Here is an 18,145-nt window from a genome sequence, read left to right as displayed (position 1 = left end):
CACGGGCATCAGCTTGATTGTGCGGTGTCATCCTCCGGCAGCGCATCCAGCGGATCTTCCTGCCCCGGCAATTCGGTGATCACACTGAAATCCGTGACCTCGACCGCGCCCAATCCATAGCCCAGCAAATGGAACGAGAAGGCCTTGCGCTGTTGCGGGTTGTCGAAGCTGAAATCCATCTCCAGCGGCTGGTCCGCCGTGGCGACCATCTCGGTTGGCAGGCCCAGTTGCACGTCCTGTTCGAACTCCTTGGCCTTGAGCTGAATGTACGCCGCCTGCTGCGGGTCCACCGAGCGCACGGTCAGGCGCACGCGGGTGTGCGAGCCCTTGGGCATTTCCAGATACTGCGCGCCGATCAGGTTGTCGGCCCAGTCATCGTTGATCTGCGCCTGCAGCGGGATGACGTTATTGCTGCCAAACTGGTAACGCTGATTGAGCGGGGTGCGCAGCAGCGACAGGTCCAGCGCCATGGCCCGCGCGGCAATCTGCCGGGCCTGCTGGCTGCTTTCATTGCCCTTGAAGGTGGCACGCTCGGCAATGAACCCGGCGCTTTCGTAGTAGCGGCAACGGCGCGGCATGTCGCACTCGGAGAAGATCCCCTGACCATTGTGGTAGCGCAGTTTGCCGTTGGTGTAGGACATGATTTCACGCCCGCTGTCGTAGTCGCGAAACAGCGAGCGGCCGCTCAACGCCGTCGGCACTGGCAAGTCGAAATAGTCGAGGATCGATGCGCTCAGATCGACATGACCGTACACCCCGGCATTCAGTCGCGGCAGTTGCTCATGTTCCGGTGCCAGCGTCAGGTTGAAGCCCCACGACGACGCCAGACGCACACCATCGATGCCGTGGGATTCGTCCGAGGTGATCACCACCAGCGTGTCCTTGAGCACGCCCTGGCGTTCGAGGCCGCTGAGGAACTGCCCCAGCGCATCGTCGAGATAACCGACAGCGGCCTGCTTCGGTGTCTCGTAGCGCGCCAGATAGTCTTCCGGTGCGGAGTAGGGCTGGTGGGTGCCAACGGTCAGCAGGGTGAGCATCCACGGTTGCTTCTGCTGCTTCAGTTGACCAACGTAATCCAGCGCGCCTTCAAAGAACGCCTTGTCATCCTTGCCCCACGGAAACTCCAGATAGTTGGCGTTAGAGAACCATTCCAGACCGTGGGTCGCATCGAAACCGATGTGCGGCATGATCTTGTCTTTGGCCATGAAGCGCAGACCGGCGCCTTGCAGGTAGTGGGTGCTGAAGCCGTGCTGGCGCAACTGCGCCGGCAGGCAGGCCTGATTGCGCTCCTGTTGGGTGAGCATTTCCACGCCTTTGGGCGTGCCGTTGTTGAGTTTGTCGTAATCGCCACAGAGCATGGCGTACAGGCCGCGAATGGTCTGGTGCGTATGCAGCACGTAATCCGGGGTGTTCATGCCGCGCTCGGCCCAGCGGCTGAGATTGGGCATCAGGTCTTCCTGATAATGGCTGCCGATGGCCTCGCGATTGGCGCGGATGTACGCGCCGGGAATGCCTTCCAGGGCGATGATCAGCACGTTGCGCGCCTGCCCCGGCGCGGCCAGCAATTTGTGGCCATTGAGATCCAGATCGGTCAGCCCGGCCATCTGTGGCGCGGCGGGTTCGGCGTCACCGTCCAGCCATTCCTCGGCCTGCAACTGCAGATCGGCGACTTGTGAGGCGAGCAACTGATGCGGCAAGTTGTACATGCGCCACGGATCTTCCTCGCTCGGCCACTGGTTTTGCACACCCCAGTGCGCGGCGAACAGCAGCGCCGGTGCGGCCCACACGGCACGGGGCAGGGCAGCAGCGGGTTGCGCGCGATTGGCGAACCGCGTCAGCAACCAGAACAGCAGCGCCAGCAACAGCGCCACAGCCAGCGCCGGATGGGCAAAGCCGCCACCGGTGGAGTTTTCCACGAACTGCGGGTCAATCAGGTAATGCAGGTCGGCAGGATTCGGCAGCCGGCCGACAGCACTGACCAGTTCCGCCGTCGCCACCGCCAGCAACCCCCAGAACAGCAGCAACGGCAACGCCAGCCACCACGCCCGGCGATGCAGCAACATCACCAGCAAACTGCCAATCGCCAGGTCGGACAAATAGCCCAGCGGCGACGACCAGCCCAACGCCGCGCGCAGGCACACCGGTACGATCAGTACCAGCAGAATCAGGGAAAACAGGCGGGCATGCGGTTGCCGCAACCAACGCAAAAGAACGCTCACAAACACAGACCTTCCAGCCATCAAACCGTCATAAAAGTGTGCGCGATGATACCAAGGGTGGCCTGTGTGATCGCCCTTTTAAACGCGTGGCTGATCTGCTCGCGCAGGCGCGGTAAAGGGCTTGAGGACGGTGACCAGCGGTGATGTCAGCCCGCTAGCGGTCGACGCACAGCGTGTAACCGATGGCAGATTTATTGTTTCAGGCTGTTTAAATCAGCGCATGACGACCCATGCGAGCGTGCTATGGATATTCGATAACGGTATTTAATTTCTGTTTTTTATAGCGATAGAGTTCGGTCTTTCAGCCAAATCCACCCCTGCTGCGAGGTTGTCATGGCCACACCGTTCAAACGTTCTGCGCTGACCCTGTTGGCCGCATCTCTGGCGAGCAGCATGCTGTTCAGCAGCGGTGCGCAGGCCGAAGGCAAGATCAGCATCGCCCAGCAATTCGGCATCGGTTATCTGATCCTCGACGTGGTTCGTGATCAGCAACTGATCGAAAAACAAGGCCGGGCGCAGGGGCTGGAGATCAAGGTCGACTGGAACAGCATCTCCGGCGCCACTGCCATGAACGAAGCACTGCTGACCGGTGCGCTGGACGTGGTCTCCGCCGGGGTGCCGCCGATGCTCACCGTGTGGGATCGCACCCGTGGCAAACAGAACGTCAAGGCTATTGCCTCGCTCGGCTCGATGCCCAATTACCTGCTGACCAACAACCCGAACATCAAGACCCTGAAGGATTTCAGCGACAAGGATCGCATCGCCGTACCCGCAGCGGGCGTGGGTTTCCAGTCGCGGACCCTGCAGATCGAAACGGCCAGGGAATTCGGCAATGACCAGTACAAGAAATTTGACGACATCTCGGTCAGCCTGCCGCATCCGGACGCCACGGCGGCGCTGATTGCCGGCGGTTCGGAAATCAACGCGCATTTCTCCAGTCCGCCGTTCCAGTATCAGGCGCTGCAAAACCCCAACGTGCACAAAGTGCTGAGTTCCTACGACGTGCTCGGTGGTCAGGCCACCTTCAACGTGCTTTACACCACGGAAAAATTCCACGACGAAAACCCCAGGACCTACAAGGCGTTCTACGACGCGTTGGCCGAAGCGGAAAAAATAATCAAAGCCGACAAACCCGCCGCCGCCCAGGCGTACATCCGCGTCGAACAGTCGAAGCTGCCGCTGGCGCTGGTCGAGAAGATCGTCACCGATCCGGAAATCGACTTCACGGTGGTGCCGCAACGTACGTTCATCTATGCCGAAAAACTGCAGGAACTGGGCGTGCTGAAGAACAAGGCCGGCAGCTGGAAGGATTACTTCTTTGAAGAGGCGCATGGTGGCGCGGGGAGCTGATGCATAAAAACAGCCGCCGAGCGGCGGCTGCCGGAGTTGAGTGATCAGGACTGCAAGGCTTCCATCAACACCTGCACCAGTTGGCCACCCTCAGGGGTTGCCCAACTGCCGGCCAGTTCGGCGATCAACTGATTGGTCGTGGTCAGGGTCACCCCCCCTTTGTCCATGCGGCGCAAGGCGATATCGTCGGCCATGACGCTCGGCGATCCGCCGCCATCGGCAACCACCTGCACTTCATAACCGTCGCGCACCAGACTCAACGCCGGGTATACCGTGCAGACGTCGTTGGTTACCCCGGCAATAATCAGCTTCTTGCGTCCGGTCGCCTTGACGGCGCCGGCAAAGTTTTCATCATCCATGGCGTTGACGATGCCCAAGCGTTTGACTCGTGCGGCGAACTCGGCAGGCAGGATCGTCTCAAGTTCGCTGAGCAATGGACCCTGAGCGTATTCCTCCATACTCGACGTCAGCACCACCGGCAGTTTGAGAATGCTTGCGGTTCTGGCGAGCATCAGGGCATTGCGTTTGAGTTCTTCGAACGGAATGGATTTCACCCAGCCCATGGTGCCCACCTGATGGTCGATCAACAGCAGGGCAGCATTATTGGCACTGAATTTCTCGTAACTCATGGTATCTCTCCTGGCAGATGTTACGGGGCACGGCGCCCCGGTCGATGGAACGGTTCAACGGGGTTGCAGAGTTCCGAACTCACCGCGCTGATAGGCCGCAACCGCCCGGCTCAGCGCGTCTGACGAGGCAAGTGCCAGCGGCCCCTGCCAATACACCGGTTGATGCAATGGCACACCACGAAACACCACGGCGTGGGCGGGTGCATCTGTAGCCCGCAGGGTGATGCTGTGCGCTTCGCCGATGGCCAGGCTCACGGGTACCTGCGCGTTGTCGATGGTGAAACGCTGGTCGTCGATCCAGATGTCGCCGTCGATTGGCATGACGAACGCCGACTCGCCGCTGGCAACGGGAATCCGCACTTCGTGCCTCGGCTTGATGCTGATATCGAGCAGGCTTACGTCGGTCGGCAGATCCAGCGGCGAGCGGGTGTCGAGAAAGGCACCCAGTGGCACCCGGATTTCGGCCCCCGGCAAACGCAAGACCGGCACGTCTTCAGGGGCAAGACTGAGGGCAAAAGGCGCAGCCTCCTGAAATGCGAGCGGCAAATTGATGAAAATTTGCAGCATGTGTACGGTCTTGCCGCTTTCGTTCGGGACCTCTTCGTGAACGATGCCTTTGCCGGCGGCTGTCCAGTGCAGGCCACCTGGTCGAATCAAGTTGCGGTTGCCCAGCGAATCACGGTTGTCGATTGCGGTTTGCGAGTCGGCAAACAGATACGACACCGCGCTGAACCCAGCGTGTGGGTGGGGCGCAAACGTCGGCCCGCTGATCCACGCATGGTCTACGGCAAGAAACGGGTCGATGCTGACATCCGGCTGCCCGCCGTGCAGAGAAAAGGCACGGAAATGGCTGCCGTGACGCATGGACTTCAAGGAGGCGCGGGCGGACATGGCAGACTCCTTACGCTTGGCTCAATGTCGGATAGTCGATATAGCCCTTGGCGCCCGGGGTGTAGAACGTGTCTTTGTCCGGTGCATTGAGTTCGGCACCGAGACGCAGACGCTCGGGCAGATCCGGGTTGGCAAGGAACGCACTGCCGAACACCACAGCATCCGCTTGTGCGTTTTCGATCAACGCCTGGGCGGCGGCTTGATCGAGTCCTCCACCGATCAGGTAGCGACCATCGAAGAGTGGCCGCAGCAACGCGTGATAGTCGGTCTTGGCGCCAAACAAGGCGACGTGCAGATAAGCAAGGTCGAGACTGTGCAGGTGCTCGACCAGATAGGTGTACGTTGCTTGTGGGTCGGCATCGATGATGTCGTTGAAATTCATCTCGGGGGAGATTTTCAAGCCCACGCGATCACTGCCAATTTCCGTGGCAACTGCCGCCAGTACTTCGAGGAGGAACCGCGCGCGATTTTCCACCGAGCCGCCATATTCATCACTGCGCTGGTTGCTGCCAGAGGAGAGAAACTGCTCTGGCAGATACCCGGAGGCCCCATGCACTTCAACACCATCGAAACCGGCCTCAATCGCCCGGCGAGCTGCCTGACGGTAGCCTTCAACCACTGCGGCAATTTCGACCACGCTCAGTGCATGCGGCGTGACGAAGTCTTGCAGGCCATTCGAGGTCCAGGTCTGACCAGCCGGTTTGATCGCCGACGGTGCCAGGGGCAGGGCGCCGCGGGGTTGCAGCGACGGATGGGAGATTCGTCCGCTGTGCATCAATTGCATGAAAATTCGGCCGCCTTGAGCATGCACCGCGTCGGTGACTTGTTTCCAGGCGCTGACCTGTTCGTCGGTCTCGATCCCGGGAGTACGCACGTAGCCTTTACCCGTCCCCTGGGGATACACGCCTTCACTGATGATCAGGCCGGCGCCGGCGCGCTGCGTGTAATAAGTGGCGACCAGATCACTGGGTACGCCGTCGTCATCGGCACGGGATCGAGTCATCGGCGCCATCACCAGACGGTTCTCAAGTACAACGCGACCCATCTGGACGGGCGTGAATAGCGAACTCATTTTGCTGCTCCTCGGTAATTGATGTGGCTATCATTGATCAATCCGTTTTCGGGATAAATCCGCTAAAGATGAAATGACTATTCCACTCATGGAGCAATTTCCGTGGAGCTTTTGAACGATATGGCGCTGTTTGTGGAGGTAGTGAAGGTGCGCAGCTTTCGTCGCGCGGCCGAGGCACTGGGCATGCCCAATTCGACTCTATCGCGGCGCATCAGCGGCCTTGAAAAGGCCATTGGCCTGCGTTTGCTACATCGCACCACGCGCAAGCTTGAACTGACTGAAGCCGGGCAGCTGTACTTTGACCGCTGCAAGCGGATCGTCGAGGAGGCGCGCCTGGCGCACGAGCAACTGGGTGAAATGCTGGCGCAGCCCAGTGGACTGTTGCGCGTGTCGATGCCGGTGGATTTCGCTAACGTTTATCTGGCACCGCTGATCGCCGAATTTGCCGGGAATTACCCGGGCATCAGCTTCGATTTCGACCTTACGCCACGCCAGGTGGATCTGGTCAGCGAGCCGGTGGATGTCGTGATCCGCATGGGTGAGCCGGCGACGTCCAATCTGATCGCCCGCAAGCTCACCACGTTGCGACGCGGGTTGTATGCATCACCGGGGTATCTGCAGCGTTTTGGTACGCCGCGGCAACCGAGCGATCTGGTGAAGCACGAGTGCTTGCGTTTGCGCACGCCAAGGCCGGACAACTGGATCCTGTCTACGGCCGGAGAGACGATTGAAGTCGAAATCGCCGGACGCTTTCAGCTCAACAGTGTCGGCATGCTCAGGCGCCTGGCCATGCTTGATCAGGGAATCGCCGTGTTGGCCGAAGGCATTGCCGCCGAAGATCTGGCCAGCGGCGCGTTATGCCGGGTGTTGCCGCAGTGGCAGTCCAATTCAATTGCGGTATACGCACTGACGGAAACCCGCTTGTTGCCGGCCAAGACCCAGCGTTTCATCGAGTTTTTGCGTGAGCGGCTGGTGGATGCCTGAGGATGTTGTCGGCGCCAGCCTGAAGCTGTTCACCTGGAAAACCGTACTGATCACCCTTGGGCTGTGGACAGTGGTCAACCTGATCACCGGTTGGCTGGGATTCTTTGTGGCAGCCGGTTATCTCGGTTATCGCTGGAGTCAGGTGTTGAAGCGCAAGCAGCAGTTGGCTGCGGCGCCCGTGGAGAAAACTGCGGCGGCACCGCGCTCGGGGATGTCGAGAGAAAGCGTGCGCAACGCACTGGCCCGCAAGCGCGGCTGACAGGTGCGATAAAAAAAGGGGCGACCTGATCATCAATCAGGCCGCCTCTTTTTATTACCGCCAAGTCAGATCAATGCATCTTGCTGTGATCGTGGCCTTCCATGTGCGTCAGCGCACGGACTTCGGCTTTGACTTCGACGGTTTCTTTCTCGCCCTTGGCGTTTTCCACGGTCAGGGTCAGCGGCACGCTTTCGCCTTCCTTGAGCTGAGCGGTCAGGCCCATCAGCATCACGTGGTAGCCGTTCGGGTCGAAGCTGACCGCTTTGCCGGCCGGCAGGTCGACCGATTTGACCGGGCCCATGCTCATCACGTCGTTCTTCATGGTCATTTCGTGGATCTGTACATCTTTGGCCACCGGCGAGGCCACGCTCAGCAGTTTGCTGTCGCTGTCGGCGGTGACGGTCATGAACGCACCGCTGGCCGATTGGGTCGGTACGGTCGCACGCACCCAGGCGTCGTCGACCTTGGTCTGAGCGCTAGCCTGAAACGCCAGGCCCAGCAGGGACACAGCGAGAACGGCGCGTTTGATGTTGTTCAAAACGGGGTGCATCAGCAGACCTCCATAACGGTGAGCAAATCTTCCGTGCACTCTTGTGCCGAAAGCGATACAGACAGACCCAGGCGCAACTGGCCGCGCGAGTCGTAGACGTAACTGGTGGACGTGTGGGAGATCGTGTAGGTGTCGCCCGCCGGGACCTTCTCGTAGAACACGTCGAATTCCTTGGCGGTGGCCTTGGTTTCCTCGACGGTGCCGTACAGCGCGACGAAGCTCGGGTCGAAGGCTTTGACGTAGCTGTCGAGGATCTGCGGCGTGTCGCGTTCCGGGTCGAGGGTGATGAAGATCACCTGCAGACGGTCGCCATCCTTGCCCATCAGTTTTTTGATTTGCGCGGCGCGGGCGAGGGTGGTCGGGCACACTGCCGGGCATTGGGTGAAGCCGAAGAAGATCATCGGCATCATGCCGCGGAAGCTCGACAGCGTCATGGTTTCGCCGTCGGTGTTCTTCAGCTTGAAGGTGCGCCCGAGGATCTTGTCGCTCAGGTCCTTGCCGTACTTGTACGACAGTTGGCCACGGGTGTCGCAGCCGGCGAGCAGGCCCAGGCCCAGCACGCCCATTCCCGCAAGCACCTTGCGGCGAGTCAACAAAGCCGTCATCTAATACCGCCTTTTGCAGCCCGTCAGTCGGCAGGACTGGCGGGGGGTTAACCGTAAAAGCGGCGCATGATACCAAACTGACGGCAGACGCCGGCCACGGATCGCCGCGTGGCGTCGGATCTGGCGACAAAAGGTGTAAGAAAAAGTGACGGGAGGCTAATGAAAATTCGCCTCATCGGCCCGCCAGCCGCCGCCCAGCGCGGTGTACAGGTTGACCTCGGCCACCAGTTGCGCCAGCCGATCGGTGATCAGCCCCTGCTGTGAACTGAACAGCGAACGCTGTGCGTCGAGAAACGTCAGGCTGCTGTCGACGCCATTCTGATACCGATGCTGCGCCAGGTTGTAGTAGTCCTGAGTGGCCCGCACCAGATCGCGTTGTGCCTGCAATTGCTGCTGATAAGTGCTGCGCGCCGCGAGGCCATTGGCGACTTCCTGAAACGCGGTCTGAATCGATTTCTCGTATTCGGCGACTGCGACGTCTTTCTGCAATTTCGAATAATCCAGGCTCGCGCGCAGGCTGCCGGCATTGAAAATCGGCAGGTTGATTTGCGGCTGGAACGTCCAGGCGCCCGAGCCGGCGCTGAACAGCCCGGACAGATCGCGGCTGGAGGTGCCGGCACTGGCGGTCAGGCTGACACTGGGGAAAAACGCCGCGCGCGCCGCGCCGATATTGGCGTTGGCCGCCTTCAGTTGGTACTCGGCCTGGAGAATGTCCGGGCGCCGTTGCAGCAAATCCGACGGCAACCCGGCCGGCAGTTGCCGGATCAGATCGCTGGCCAGTGGTTGCGCCGGCAGTTGCTCGGGGACGGGCGCGCCGACCAGCAGCGTCAGGCTGTTGAGATCCTGCGCCACCTGGCGTTTGTAGCGCGCCAGATTGGCTCGCGAACTGTCGACGCTGGTCTTGGCCTGCGCCTGTTCCAGTGCCGAAGACTTGCCGGCGTCACGGTTGCGCGTGGTCAGGCGCAGGCTCTGTTCATCGGCGGCGAGGGTCTGGCGCGTCAGTTCAAGCAACTCCTGATCGGCGCGCCAGGTCAGGTAGGCATTGGCGACGTTGGCCACCAGACTCAGCTCGGCACTGCGCCGCGCCTGCTCGGTCGCCAGCCAGGTCTGCAGCGCCTGCTCGCTGAGGCTGCGCACCCGGCCGAAAAAATCCAGCTCATAGGCACTGACGCCGAGATTCGCCGCATAGGTCGAATTGATCATGGCTTTGCTGCGGGTCACGCTGGGCGGCAGGCGCTGGCGCGACTCGCTGGCATTGGCCGACACCGCCGGCAGCAGATCGGCGCGCTGGATCCGGTACTGCGCCTGGAACGCCTCGACGTTCAGCGCCGCCACGCGCAGGTCGCGATTGTTCAGCAGTGCGCTTTCAATCAGCTGTTGCAGCGCCGGGTCGTGGAACAGCGTGCGCCAGTCTTCAGTGCGCGCTGCGGCGGGTGTCTGTGTCGGGTAAACCGCACCTTGCGGGTACTGCGCCGCGCTCGGTGAGGCAGGGCGCTGGTACTCGGGAATCAACGAACAACCGGCCAACAGGACGGCGAGGGACAGCAGGGACATGCGCAACATCGAACGCTCTCATGCAGAAAAAATACGTGCCGGGGGACTCAGTCTCCACACCCCTCGCGAACACCGTTGAAGCCTGACTTCGCCGTTATGCCCCCGCCATCCAGCGCGCCAGGCCATGCCGTCCGCTGACGCCCAGTTTGGCGGTGGCACGCTTGAGGTAGGTCTCGACCGAACTGCTCTTGACCCGTAGCTGCTCGGCCAGTTGCGGCACGGTGCCGCCGGTCAGCAGCCCGAGGCAGACTTCCTTTTCCCGGGCCGAGAGGACAATGGCGCCCAGCGCCAGGCGCTCGTCGAACACCTGCTGCAACGGCGCCTGCTCCAGATCGGCCAGGGGCAGGCGCGGTTGTTTGGCGACGATCTGTCGACTGAGTTGCGCGTGCCGTTCAATCAGCGGCAACAGGGTGTCGGACAGGCTTTTGAGAAACGACAGCTCCGGCAGGGAAAACACCCGTTGCGTATGCGGTCGGTAGAACGAGATGACACAACGGCGGTTGGAGGTGCGCGACACCAGATTGCACTGGTGCACGCTGTGCTGCGGATGGCGGGGCTGGAGTGAGGCTTTGAGTTGAATCAGCAGGGAATCATTCATCTCGATCATCTTCTGCAAGAGCGGATGATCGTCCGGACTCGTCAACGGGTCTGGCGGCGGAAAGGTCTGCGGCAGGCCGGCGCTGCCCAGCGCCTTGATCTCGACCACGCTGGCCTGACGTTCGTCCAGCGTCCACTCGCTGAGGTCGACGCGATTGACCGGCACCAGGGTGTCGACCAACTGGAACAGGTTATTGGCGAAATGATCATCGCCGGTGCTGGCAATCAGTTCCCCCAGTTGCCAGTAGAAGTGCGGGTTTTCCATGTTGCGAATGCTGCCGGTCAGATTCATATCCTTGTCATCCCTGGTTCCGAGTCATCACCGAGTCGTCCGCTGTTGATGCAAAAGCCGCCCACGCAATCGTCTCTCCTTGAAACTGATCTGGGGCGGGATTTAAGCCTATGGATTTGTCCTACGTCTGTAGGGGAAAACAGGGACACAAAGTGCCATCATTTCTGAAAGTTGGCGCCGGGCTTCTGACGCTGCCAGGTACAGAGGTCGCGCTTTGCGTGACTGTTCGGTCACGGCAAAGGCTTGAAAACCGGGGCAGTTACGTTTTCATGTGCTGACTGCGCTGGTCGATGGCGGCGTCAGCGTGTGGCATTTTTCCTACAAGAATTTCAGTATTTCCTCTCCGAACTTTTAGTGGGTTCCCACCCAATAAGGCTGTTCAAGCGCGGACTGGCCGGCGCGTGGGACGAGGTTGTCCGGGTTTCAGGTGTCATGTCGGCCTCGGGGCCGATGCTTGAATAGGCGCAAAATCACCTGAGAAGGATCTTATGCCGCCTATTTCCGCCCCTGCGGTGGCCACGCCGTCCGCATCGCTCCAGACGTATCCGCTGACCGCTGCGCAGTTGGATATCTGGCTGGATCAGCTGAGTCGCGGTGATTCGCCGCTGTACAACATCGGCGGCTACATGGACCTCAGTGGCCCGCTGGAGCCGGCCCGGATGCAGGCCGCGCTGGAAGCGCTGGTGGCCCGGCATGACGCAATGCGCACGGTGCTGTTGCCCGGCGCCGGTGCAACAGGCTTGCCGCTGCAGCAGTTTGCCCGGTCAGTCGCAGTGCCGATGCCGATCCACGATGTGTCGACGCACGGCGAGCCTGAGTCGGCGGCGCGGCGATTGGTTCAGGCGCGCATCGATCAACCCTTCGTGCTGGACGGCGGCTACCTGTTCCGCTTTCAGTTGATCCACCTCGATGACCAGCGACATTGGTTAGCCGTGCAGGCTCATCACTTGATCTTCGATGGCTGGAGCTTTGGCGAAATGTTCAAGTCGCTGGACGAGATCTATAACGCGCTGGCGCACGGCCAACCGGCACCAGTCGCGGCGCCGTCGTACATCGACTTCATCGAAGACAATGCGCGCTACCAAGCGTCGCCGCGTTATGCGCAGGATCGCGCCTACTGGCTGGACAAGTACCGACAGATGCCCGAACCGCTGTTGCTGCCGCGGCACCCGCAGCGCCAGACCGGCCCCGCCGCGCAGACGCAGGTCTACACGCAGCCCTTGCCGACGCTGCTGCACGAGCGCATGAAGCAGGTGGCCCGGGCGTACGGTGCCTCGGCGTTCCATGTGCTGCTGGCGGCGCTGCATGTCTACTTCAGTCGCAGCACGCAGCGTGACGAATGGGTGGTGGGGTTGCCGATTCTCAACCGCTCCGGCGCGCGCTTCAAATCCACCCTCGGGCTGTTCGCCCAGGTCAGCGCGGTGCGCATGGGTTTCGGTCGCGAATCTACCTTCGCTGAGCTGGTGAGCGCGATCCGTGATGAGCTGCGCAAGGATTTCCGCCATCAGCGCTTCCCCGTGAGTGAAATGAACCGCGCCCTGGGTTTACTGCGCGAAGAGCGCTCGCAGCTGTTCGAGGTCACGGTTTCCTACGAACAGGGCACTCACGATTATCGCTACGGCGAGGCATCGGGAAGGATCATCAAGGCCTCGAACGTCGAGGAGGCCACGCCGCTGGCGGTGCACCTGCTGAGCAGTCTTGCCAACGACGACGCGCGCCTGTACCTGATCTACAGCGAGGCATATTTCAGCGCCGATCAAGTCAAGGCCCTGGCGGAACGCTGGTTGTTGATTCTGGAGCAGGGGCTGGAGGCGGTGAACCTGCCGGTGGCGGATTTCGACCTGAGCACGCCCGAGGAAACCGCGCTGCTGCAACAGTGGAATGCCACGCGGGTGGACTACCCGGCGCCGACCACCCTTGCGCAGCGTATCGAAGCGCAGGCAATGCTGCGGCCGCAGGCGCTGGCGGCGGTTGCTCAAGGGCAATGCCTGAGCTATGCCGAACTCAATCAACGTGCGAATGCGCTCGCTCATCATCTGCTCGACCTCGGTGTGCGCCCGGATGACCGGGTGGCTATCATCGCCCGGCGCGGGCTCGACACACTGGTCGGGTTGTTGGCGATTCTCAAGGCTGGCGCCGCTTATGTTCCGCTGGATCCGGCGCATCCGGCCGAGCGCCTGAGCTATCTGCTGGAGGACAGCGCGCCCATCGCGGTGCTGACCCAGCGTGCGCTGCGCGAGCATTTGCCGGCGCTGTCGGTGCCGGTGATCGAGCTGGATCAGCCGAGCTGGTCCGCCGAGCCTGTCGGCGCGCCGAAAGTGTCGGGGCTGACCCCGGCCAACCTCGCTTATGTGATTTACACCTCTGGTTCCACCGGTCTGCCCAAGGGGGTGATGGTCGAGCATCGCACCCTGTGCAATCTGGTCGATTGGCACGCTGACGTTTTCGACCTGCGCGCCGGCAGCCATACCTCGAGCCTGGCCGGCTTCGGTTTCGACGCGATGGCCTGGGAAGTCTGGCCGGCGCTGTGCGTGGGCGCGACCCTGCACCTGGCGCCGGTCAGCGAGGGCGGCGAAGACATCGATGCGCTGCTCGACTGGTGGTGTGCGCAGCCGCTGGAGGTGAGCTTTTTGCCGACCCCCATCGCCGAATACGCGTTCAGCCGCCAACTCGCTCACCCGACGTTGCGCACGCTGCTGATCGGTGGCGATCGCCTGCGCCAGTTCCCGCGTCAACAATCCTTCGAAGTGATCAACAACTACGGGCCGACCGAAGCCACTGTAGTGGCGACCTCGGGTCGCATCGACGCCGGGCAGGCGCTGCACATCGGCAAACCGGTGAGCAATGCCACGGTGTATCTGCTGGATGAACAGCAGCAACCGGTGCCGCTGGGCGTGAGCGGCGAGTTGTACATCGGCGGGGCCGGCGTGGCTCGCGGTTATTTGAACCGCGCCGACCTGAGCGCCGAGCGCTTCCTGCGTGATCCGTTCAGCGCTGAACCGGGGGCGCGCATATATCGCACTGGCGATCTCGCACGCTGGCGCGCCGACGGCAATCTGGAGTATCTGGGGCGCAACGATGATCAGGTGAAAATCCGTGGCATCCGGATCGAACCGGGGGAAATCGAGAGCGCACTCACCAGCCATCCAGCGGTGCGAGAAGCGGTGGTGCTGGTGCGCGACGGACAATTGTTGGCCTGGTTCACCGAGCGGGTGCCGTTGAACATCAATGAACTGCACGCGCACCTGAAAACCCGCCTGAGCAGCGCCATGCTGCCGAACGCCTACGTGCGTTTGCCGGCGCTGCCGCTGACCGCCAACGGCAAGGTCGATCGCAAGGCGCTGCCCGCGCCCGGGGCAGGAGATTTGATCCGCCGCGAATACGAGGCACCGCAAGGCGAGGTCGAAATCGCCCTGGCGCAGATCTGGGCCGAAGTCCTGCAAGTGGAGCGGGTCGGGCGTCACGATCACTTCTTCGAACTGGGTGGGCATTCGTTGCTGGCGGTGATGCTGATCGAACGCATGCGTCAGCTCGATCTAAGCAGCGACGTGCGCGTGCTGTTCAGCCAGCCGACGCTCGCTGCACTGGCCGCTTCGGTCGGCAGCGGTCGGGAAATCGAAGTCCCGGCCAACCGCATCGCTGCCGATTGCACGCACATCACGCCGGCGATGTTGCCGCTGGTACAACTGCAGCAGATGGACATCGAACGGATCGTCGCCAGCGTTCCGGGTGGCGCCGCCAACGTGCAGGACATCTACCCGCTGGCACCGTTGCAGGAGGGGATTCTCTACCACCACATCACTGCCGCGCAGGGCGATCCGTACCTGCTGCAGTCGCAACTGGCGTTCGACAGTCTTGAACGCGTCGAGGCCTTCGCTGCGGCGCTGTGCGAGGTCATGGCGCGCCATGACATTCTGCGCACTTCGGTGCTCTGGGAAGGCCTGACCACCCCGGTGCAAGTGGTGTGGCGTGAAGCGATTGTGCCGTTGCAGGAGGTCGAGCTGGATCCGCGTGACGGGCCGATCCTTGAACAGTTGCACGAGCACTTCAACGCCCGGCGTTATCGCCTCGACGTCAGTCAGGCGCCGTTGCTGCGTCTGGTGTATGCGCGTGATCCGGCGCTGGATCGGGTGGTGGGGATTCTGCTGTTCCATCATTTGGCGATGGATCACATCGCTCTCGAAGTGATGCGCGGCGAACTGCAGGCCAGCCTGTGCGGACACAATTTGGCGCTGGCGCCGCCAGTGCCGTATCGCAATTACGTGGCGCAGACGCGGCTGGGCGTCAGCGAGCAGGAACACGAGGCGTTTTTCCGCGCGCAACTGGCGGACATCGACGAGCCGACCCTGCCATTCGGGCTGATGGAAGTGCAGGGCGACGGACGCGGCATTGACGAAGCGCAGCAGACCCTGCCGGCTGACGTCTATCAACGCTTGCGCACCCAGGCACGCCAGGCCGGGGTCAGCGTGGCGAGCCTGATCCATCTGGCGTGGGCGCGGGTGCTGGCGGCGACGTCCGGCCAGCAGCGTGTGGTGTTCGGCACGGTGCTGATGGGGCGTATGCAAGGCGGCGAGGGCGCTGACCGCGCTTTGGGCGTGTTCATCAACAGTTTGCCGTTGCGCATCGATGTCGATGCCGGGGTGCTCGACGCCGTGCGCGCCACCCACGCGCGACTGACCGCGCTGCTCGGGCATGAGCACGCGTCGCTGGCACTGGCCCAGCGCTGCAGTGGCGTCGCCTCGCCGTCACCGTTGTTCAGCGCGCTGCTCAACTACCGGCACAGTGACGAATCTGAATTGCTGGAGCCGTCCAGTCAGGCCTGGCAGGGTATCGAAACCCTGGCCAACGAGGAGCGCACCAATTACCCGCTGACCATGAGCGTGGATGATTACGGCAACGGCTTGCGCCTCACCGGCAGGGCCGTGGCGCAGATCGGCGCGCAACGGATTTGCGGCTACATGCAAACCGCGTTGAGCGGCCTGGTACAGGCCTTGGAGCAGACTCCGCAACAACTGTTGAACCGCTTGCCGATCCTGCAAGCCGAGGAGTTGCAACGTTTGCTGATCACGTTCAATGCCACTGAGGTCGATTGTCCGCTGGACCAGCCACTGCACGCGTTGTTCGAAGCACAGGTGCGGCGTAAGCCTGACGCCATCGCGCTGCAATCCGCGCAGGGAACCCTGACTTACCTCGAGCTCAATCAGCGCGCCAATCGCCTGGCCCATCACCTGCGTGAACTCGGCGTTCAACCGGACTCGCGCGTAGCGATCTGTGTCGAGCGCGGGCTGGATCTGGTGATCGGTCTGCTGGGGATTCTCAAGGCTGGCGGCGCCTATGTGCCGCTGGATCCGGACTATCCGCTGGAGCGCCTGAACTACATGTTGCAGGACAGCGCGCCGGTCGCACTGCTGGTGCATGGCGCCACGCGGCAATTGCTCGGCGAGCCGGGTGTGACGATGATCAATCTTGATCACGGCAGTTGGGAGCAGCAGCCGTCAGACAATCTGCAGGTGCCGGGCCTGAGTGCTTCGAACCTCGCTTACATGATCTACACCTCGGGTTCTACCGGGCTGCCTAAGGGCGTGATGATCGAGCATCGCAGCGCCTGCAACATGGTGCATTGGGGTTCGCAGCTCAGTCCGCCAACCGAACACGGCGCACTGCTGCAAAAGGCACCCTTCAGCTTCGACAGTTCGGTGTGGGAGATCTTCTGGCCGTTGTGTTCCGGGATGCGTCTGGTGCTGGCGCGACCGGACGGCAACCGCGATTCGGCGTATGTGGTGCAGACCATTCGTGAGCAGCAGGTGACGGTGGTCAAGTTTGTGCCTGCCTTGCTGCAGCAGTTCATCGAGCAGGACGGTGTCGAGCAATGCACCAGCCTGACCGATGTGCTCAACGGTGGCGGCGAACTCAGTGCAGCGCTGGCGCGTCAGGTGCGCGATCGCCTGCCGTGGGTGCGGTTGCACAACGTTTACGGGCCGACCGAAACCACCGTGGACAGCGCCGGCTGGACGCTGGAGCCGGACATGCCGGTGCCGGAGAGCGTGGTGCCAATCGGTACAGCCTTGAGCAACACGCGGCTGTACGTGCTTGATGCGTATGGTCAACCGGTGCCGCAAGGTGTCAGCGGGGAGTTGCACATCGGCGGCGTCGGCGTGGCGCGCGGTTATCACGGTTTGCCGGAAATGCAGGCCGAGCGCTTCATCGACAGCCCTTTTGTGGCGGGGGATCGGCTGTATCGCACGGGAGATCTGGCGCGCTACAACAATCATGGGGAACTGGAATTTCTCGGCCGCAACGACTTCCAGATCAAGCTGCGTGGTTTGCGTCTGGAGCCGGGAGAAATCGAGGCACGGTTGATCGAGCATCCGGCGATTCGCCAAGCGGTGGTGATGGTGCGTGATGAGCGTCTGGTGGCCTGGTACACCGTGCGCGCCAGCATCGACGCGCCATCGTTGGAAACCTTGCGCGGCCATGTGCTGGAGCGTTTGCCCGAGTACATGGTGCCGGGTGCGTTCGTATTGCTCGACGCCTTGCCACTGACACCGAACGACAAGATCGATCGCAAAGCCTTGCCGGAGCCGGGGGCCGATGCCGTCATCAATCGCCCATACGTGGCACCCGAGGGCGAAGTCGAAACCACGCTGGCGCGGATCTGGGGCGAGGTGCTCGGCGTCGAACAGGTCGGTCGTCACGACAACTTCTTCGAACTGGGCGGGCACTCGTTGTTGGCGGTGAGTTTGGTGGCGCGCATGCGCCAGAGCGGTTTGCACACCGACGCCCGGGCGCTGTTCAGTCAGCCGACCCTGGCGGCGCTGGCGCTCAGCACCACACCCGAGGCGCAGCAAGTGTTCATCCCGCCAACCACTATCCCGAGCCTGGCCCGCAAACGCCGGCTCTGACGCCGAACCCTGTAGGAGCTGCCGCAGGCTGCGATCTTTTGATTTGGCTTTTAACAGCAATATCAAAAGATCGCAGCCTGCGGCAGCTCCTACAGGGGGGGATTGCGGCGCCCGAGCCGGCGGCTTGTCCCCGCTTCCCATGTCAGCCCCGCAAGCCCCGATGTTTTAGCTTTTCCAGGCTGCGCGCAGCAGGCACGGACTCGCGGCTGCGCGCTCCTTTTTCTCGTATTTACAGCAGGTT

The 18,145-nt window shown here is 62.0% G+C and carries 12 protein-coding genes; 4 read left to right on the top strand and 8 right to left on the bottom strand.

Annotation, left to right across the window (positions count from 1 at the left end):
- Positions 1-8: 8 nt before the first annotated feature.
- Positions 9-2,240: an LTA synthase family protein gene (locus tag AC193Q_RS08440; protein WP_121185915.1), complete on the bottom strand. Its 2,232-nt coding sequence runs from the start codon at positions 2,238-2,240 to the stop codon at positions 9-11.
- Between the two features lie 312 nt (positions 2,241-2,552).
- Here AC193Q_RS08440 and AC193Q_RS08435 point away from each other — a divergent pair, with 312 nt between their 5' ends.
- Complete coding sequence (locus AC193Q_RS08435) at positions 2,553-3,569, top strand: ABC transporter substrate-binding protein (RefSeq protein ID WP_121185913.1); 1,017 nt, start codon at positions 2,553-2,555, stop codon at positions 3,567-3,569.
- Positions 3,570-3,613: 44 nt separating this feature from the next.
- On the opposite strand, the gene AC193Q_RS08430 is transcribed toward AC193Q_RS08435, so the two are convergent.
- Genes AC193Q_RS08430 through AC193Q_RS08420 form a run of 3 tightly spaced genes read right to left on the bottom strand, consistent with a single transcriptional unit; the run spans position 3,614 to position 6,161 of the window.
- Positions 3,614-4,198 carry an isochorismatase family protein gene (locus tag AC193Q_RS08430; protein WP_041067227.1) on the bottom strand — a complete coding sequence of 195 codons (585 nt, stop codon included), beginning with the start codon at positions 4,196-4,198 and terminating at the stop codon, positions 3,614-3,616.
- Between the two features lie 54 nt (positions 4,199-4,252).
- Positions 4,253-5,089 (bottom strand): pirin family protein, encoded by an 837-nt coding sequence (locus AC193Q_RS08425; RefSeq protein WP_047293736.1) that lies wholly within the window; start codon positions 5,087-5,089, stop codon positions 4,253-4,255.
- 10 nt (positions 5,090-5,099) lie between these two features.
- Positions 5,100-6,161, bottom strand: a complete 1,062-nt coding sequence (locus tag AC193Q_RS08420) for an alkene reductase (protein ID WP_121185911.1) — start codon at positions 6,159-6,161, stop codon at positions 5,100-5,102.
- Between the two features lie 102 nt (positions 6,162-6,263).
- Between AC193Q_RS08420 and AC193Q_RS08415 the strand changes: the two genes are divergently transcribed.
- Both AC193Q_RS08415 and AC193Q_RS08410 read left to right on the top strand, forming a co-directional pair.
- Positions 6,264-7,145 (top strand): LysR family transcriptional regulator, encoded by an 882-nt coding sequence (locus AC193Q_RS08415; protein ID WP_047293740.1) that lies wholly within the window; start codon positions 6,264-6,266, stop codon positions 7,143-7,145.
- Entirely contained in the window at positions 7,138-7,404 is a 267-nt protein-coding gene (locus AC193Q_RS08410; protein WP_183082850.1) for a hypothetical protein, read from the top strand. Before AC193Q_RS08415 ends, AC193Q_RS08410 begins: the two co-directional genes overlap by 8 nt.
- Before the next feature lie 70 nt (positions 7,405-7,474).
- On the opposite strand, the gene AC193Q_RS08405 is transcribed toward AC193Q_RS08410, so the two are convergent.
- The 4 genes from AC193Q_RS08405 to AC193Q_RS08390 form a co-directional block, all read right to left on the bottom strand.
- Positions 7,475-7,954, bottom strand: a complete 480-nt coding sequence (locus AC193Q_RS08405) for a copper chaperone PCu(A)C (protein ID WP_047293742.1) — start codon at positions 7,952-7,954, stop codon at positions 7,475-7,477.
- Positions 7,954-8,559 carry an SCO family protein gene (locus AC193Q_RS08400; protein WP_041067212.1) on the bottom strand — a complete coding sequence of 202 codons (606 nt, stop codon included), beginning with the start codon at positions 8,557-8,559 and terminating at the stop codon, positions 7,954-7,956. Before AC193Q_RS08400 ends, AC193Q_RS08405 begins: the two co-directional genes overlap by 1 nt.
- A gap of 156 nt (positions 8,560-8,715) precedes the next feature.
- Positions 8,716-10,122 (bottom strand): efflux transporter outer membrane subunit, encoded by a 1,407-nt coding sequence (locus tag AC193Q_RS08395; RefSeq protein ID WP_302183176.1) that lies wholly within the window; start codon positions 10,120-10,122, stop codon positions 8,716-8,718.
- Positions 10,123-10,207: 85 nt separating this feature from the next.
- Positions 10,208-11,002: a helix-turn-helix transcriptional regulator gene (locus AC193Q_RS08390; RefSeq protein ID WP_041067206.1), complete on the bottom strand. Its 795-nt coding sequence runs from the start codon at positions 11,000-11,002 to the stop codon at positions 10,208-10,210.
- A gap of 488 nt (positions 11,003-11,490) precedes the next feature.
- Here AC193Q_RS08390 and AC193Q_RS08385 point away from each other — a divergent pair, with 488 nt between their 5' ends.
- Positions 11,491-17,904, top strand: a complete 6,414-nt coding sequence (locus tag AC193Q_RS08385; RefSeq protein WP_121185909.1) for a non-ribosomal peptide synthetase — start codon at positions 11,491-11,493, stop codon at positions 17,902-17,904.
- The last annotated feature ends 241 nt before the right edge of the window (positions 17,905-18,145 follow it).

The sequence above is a fragment of the Pseudomonas sp. F2 genome (assembly GCF_057174385.1).
Note: the sequence above shows the minus strand (reverse complement) of the source record. Positions and strands in the feature narration are given on the sequence as shown.

Coding starts and splice junctions, on each gene's coding strand:
- AC193Q_RS08395 (WP_302183176.1), bottom strand. CDS start 10,122: ATGTTGCGCATGTCCCTGCTGTCCCTCGCCGTCCTGTTGGCCGGTTGT.
- AC193Q_RS08440 (WP_121185915.1), bottom strand. CDS start 2,240: ATGGCTGGAAGGTCTGTGTTTGTGAGCGTTCTTTTGCGTTGGTTGCGG.
- AC193Q_RS08400 (WP_041067212.1), bottom strand. CDS start 8,559: ATGACGGCTTTGTTGACTCGCCGCAAGGTGCTTGCGGGAATGGGCGTG.
- AC193Q_RS08420 (WP_121185911.1), bottom strand. CDS start 6,161: ATGAGTTCGCTATTCACGCCCGTCCAGATGGGTCGCGTTGTACTTGAG.
- AC193Q_RS08390 (WP_041067206.1), bottom strand. CDS start 11,002: ATGAATCTGACCGGCAGCATTCGCAACATGGAAAACCCGCACTTCTAC.
- AC193Q_RS08385 (WP_121185909.1), top strand. CDS start 11,491: ATGCCGCCTATTTCCGCCCCTGCGGTGGCCACGCCGTCCGCATCGCTC.
- AC193Q_RS08430 (WP_041067227.1), bottom strand. CDS start 4,198: ATGAGTTACGAGAAATTCAGTGCCAATAATGCTGCCCTGCTGTTGATC.
- AC193Q_RS08410 (WP_183082850.1), top strand. CDS start 7,138: ATGCCTGAGGATGTTGTCGGCGCCAGCCTGAAGCTGTTCACCTGGAAA.
- AC193Q_RS08435 (WP_121185913.1), top strand. CDS start 2,553: ATGGCCACACCGTTCAAACGTTCTGCGCTGACCCTGTTGGCCGCATCT.
- AC193Q_RS08425 (WP_047293736.1), bottom strand. CDS start 5,089: ATGTCCGCCCGCGCCTCCTTGAAGTCCATGCGTCACGGCAGCCATTTC.
- AC193Q_RS08405 (WP_047293742.1), bottom strand. CDS start 7,954: ATGCACCCCGTTTTGAACAACATCAAACGCGCCGTTCTCGCTGTGTCC.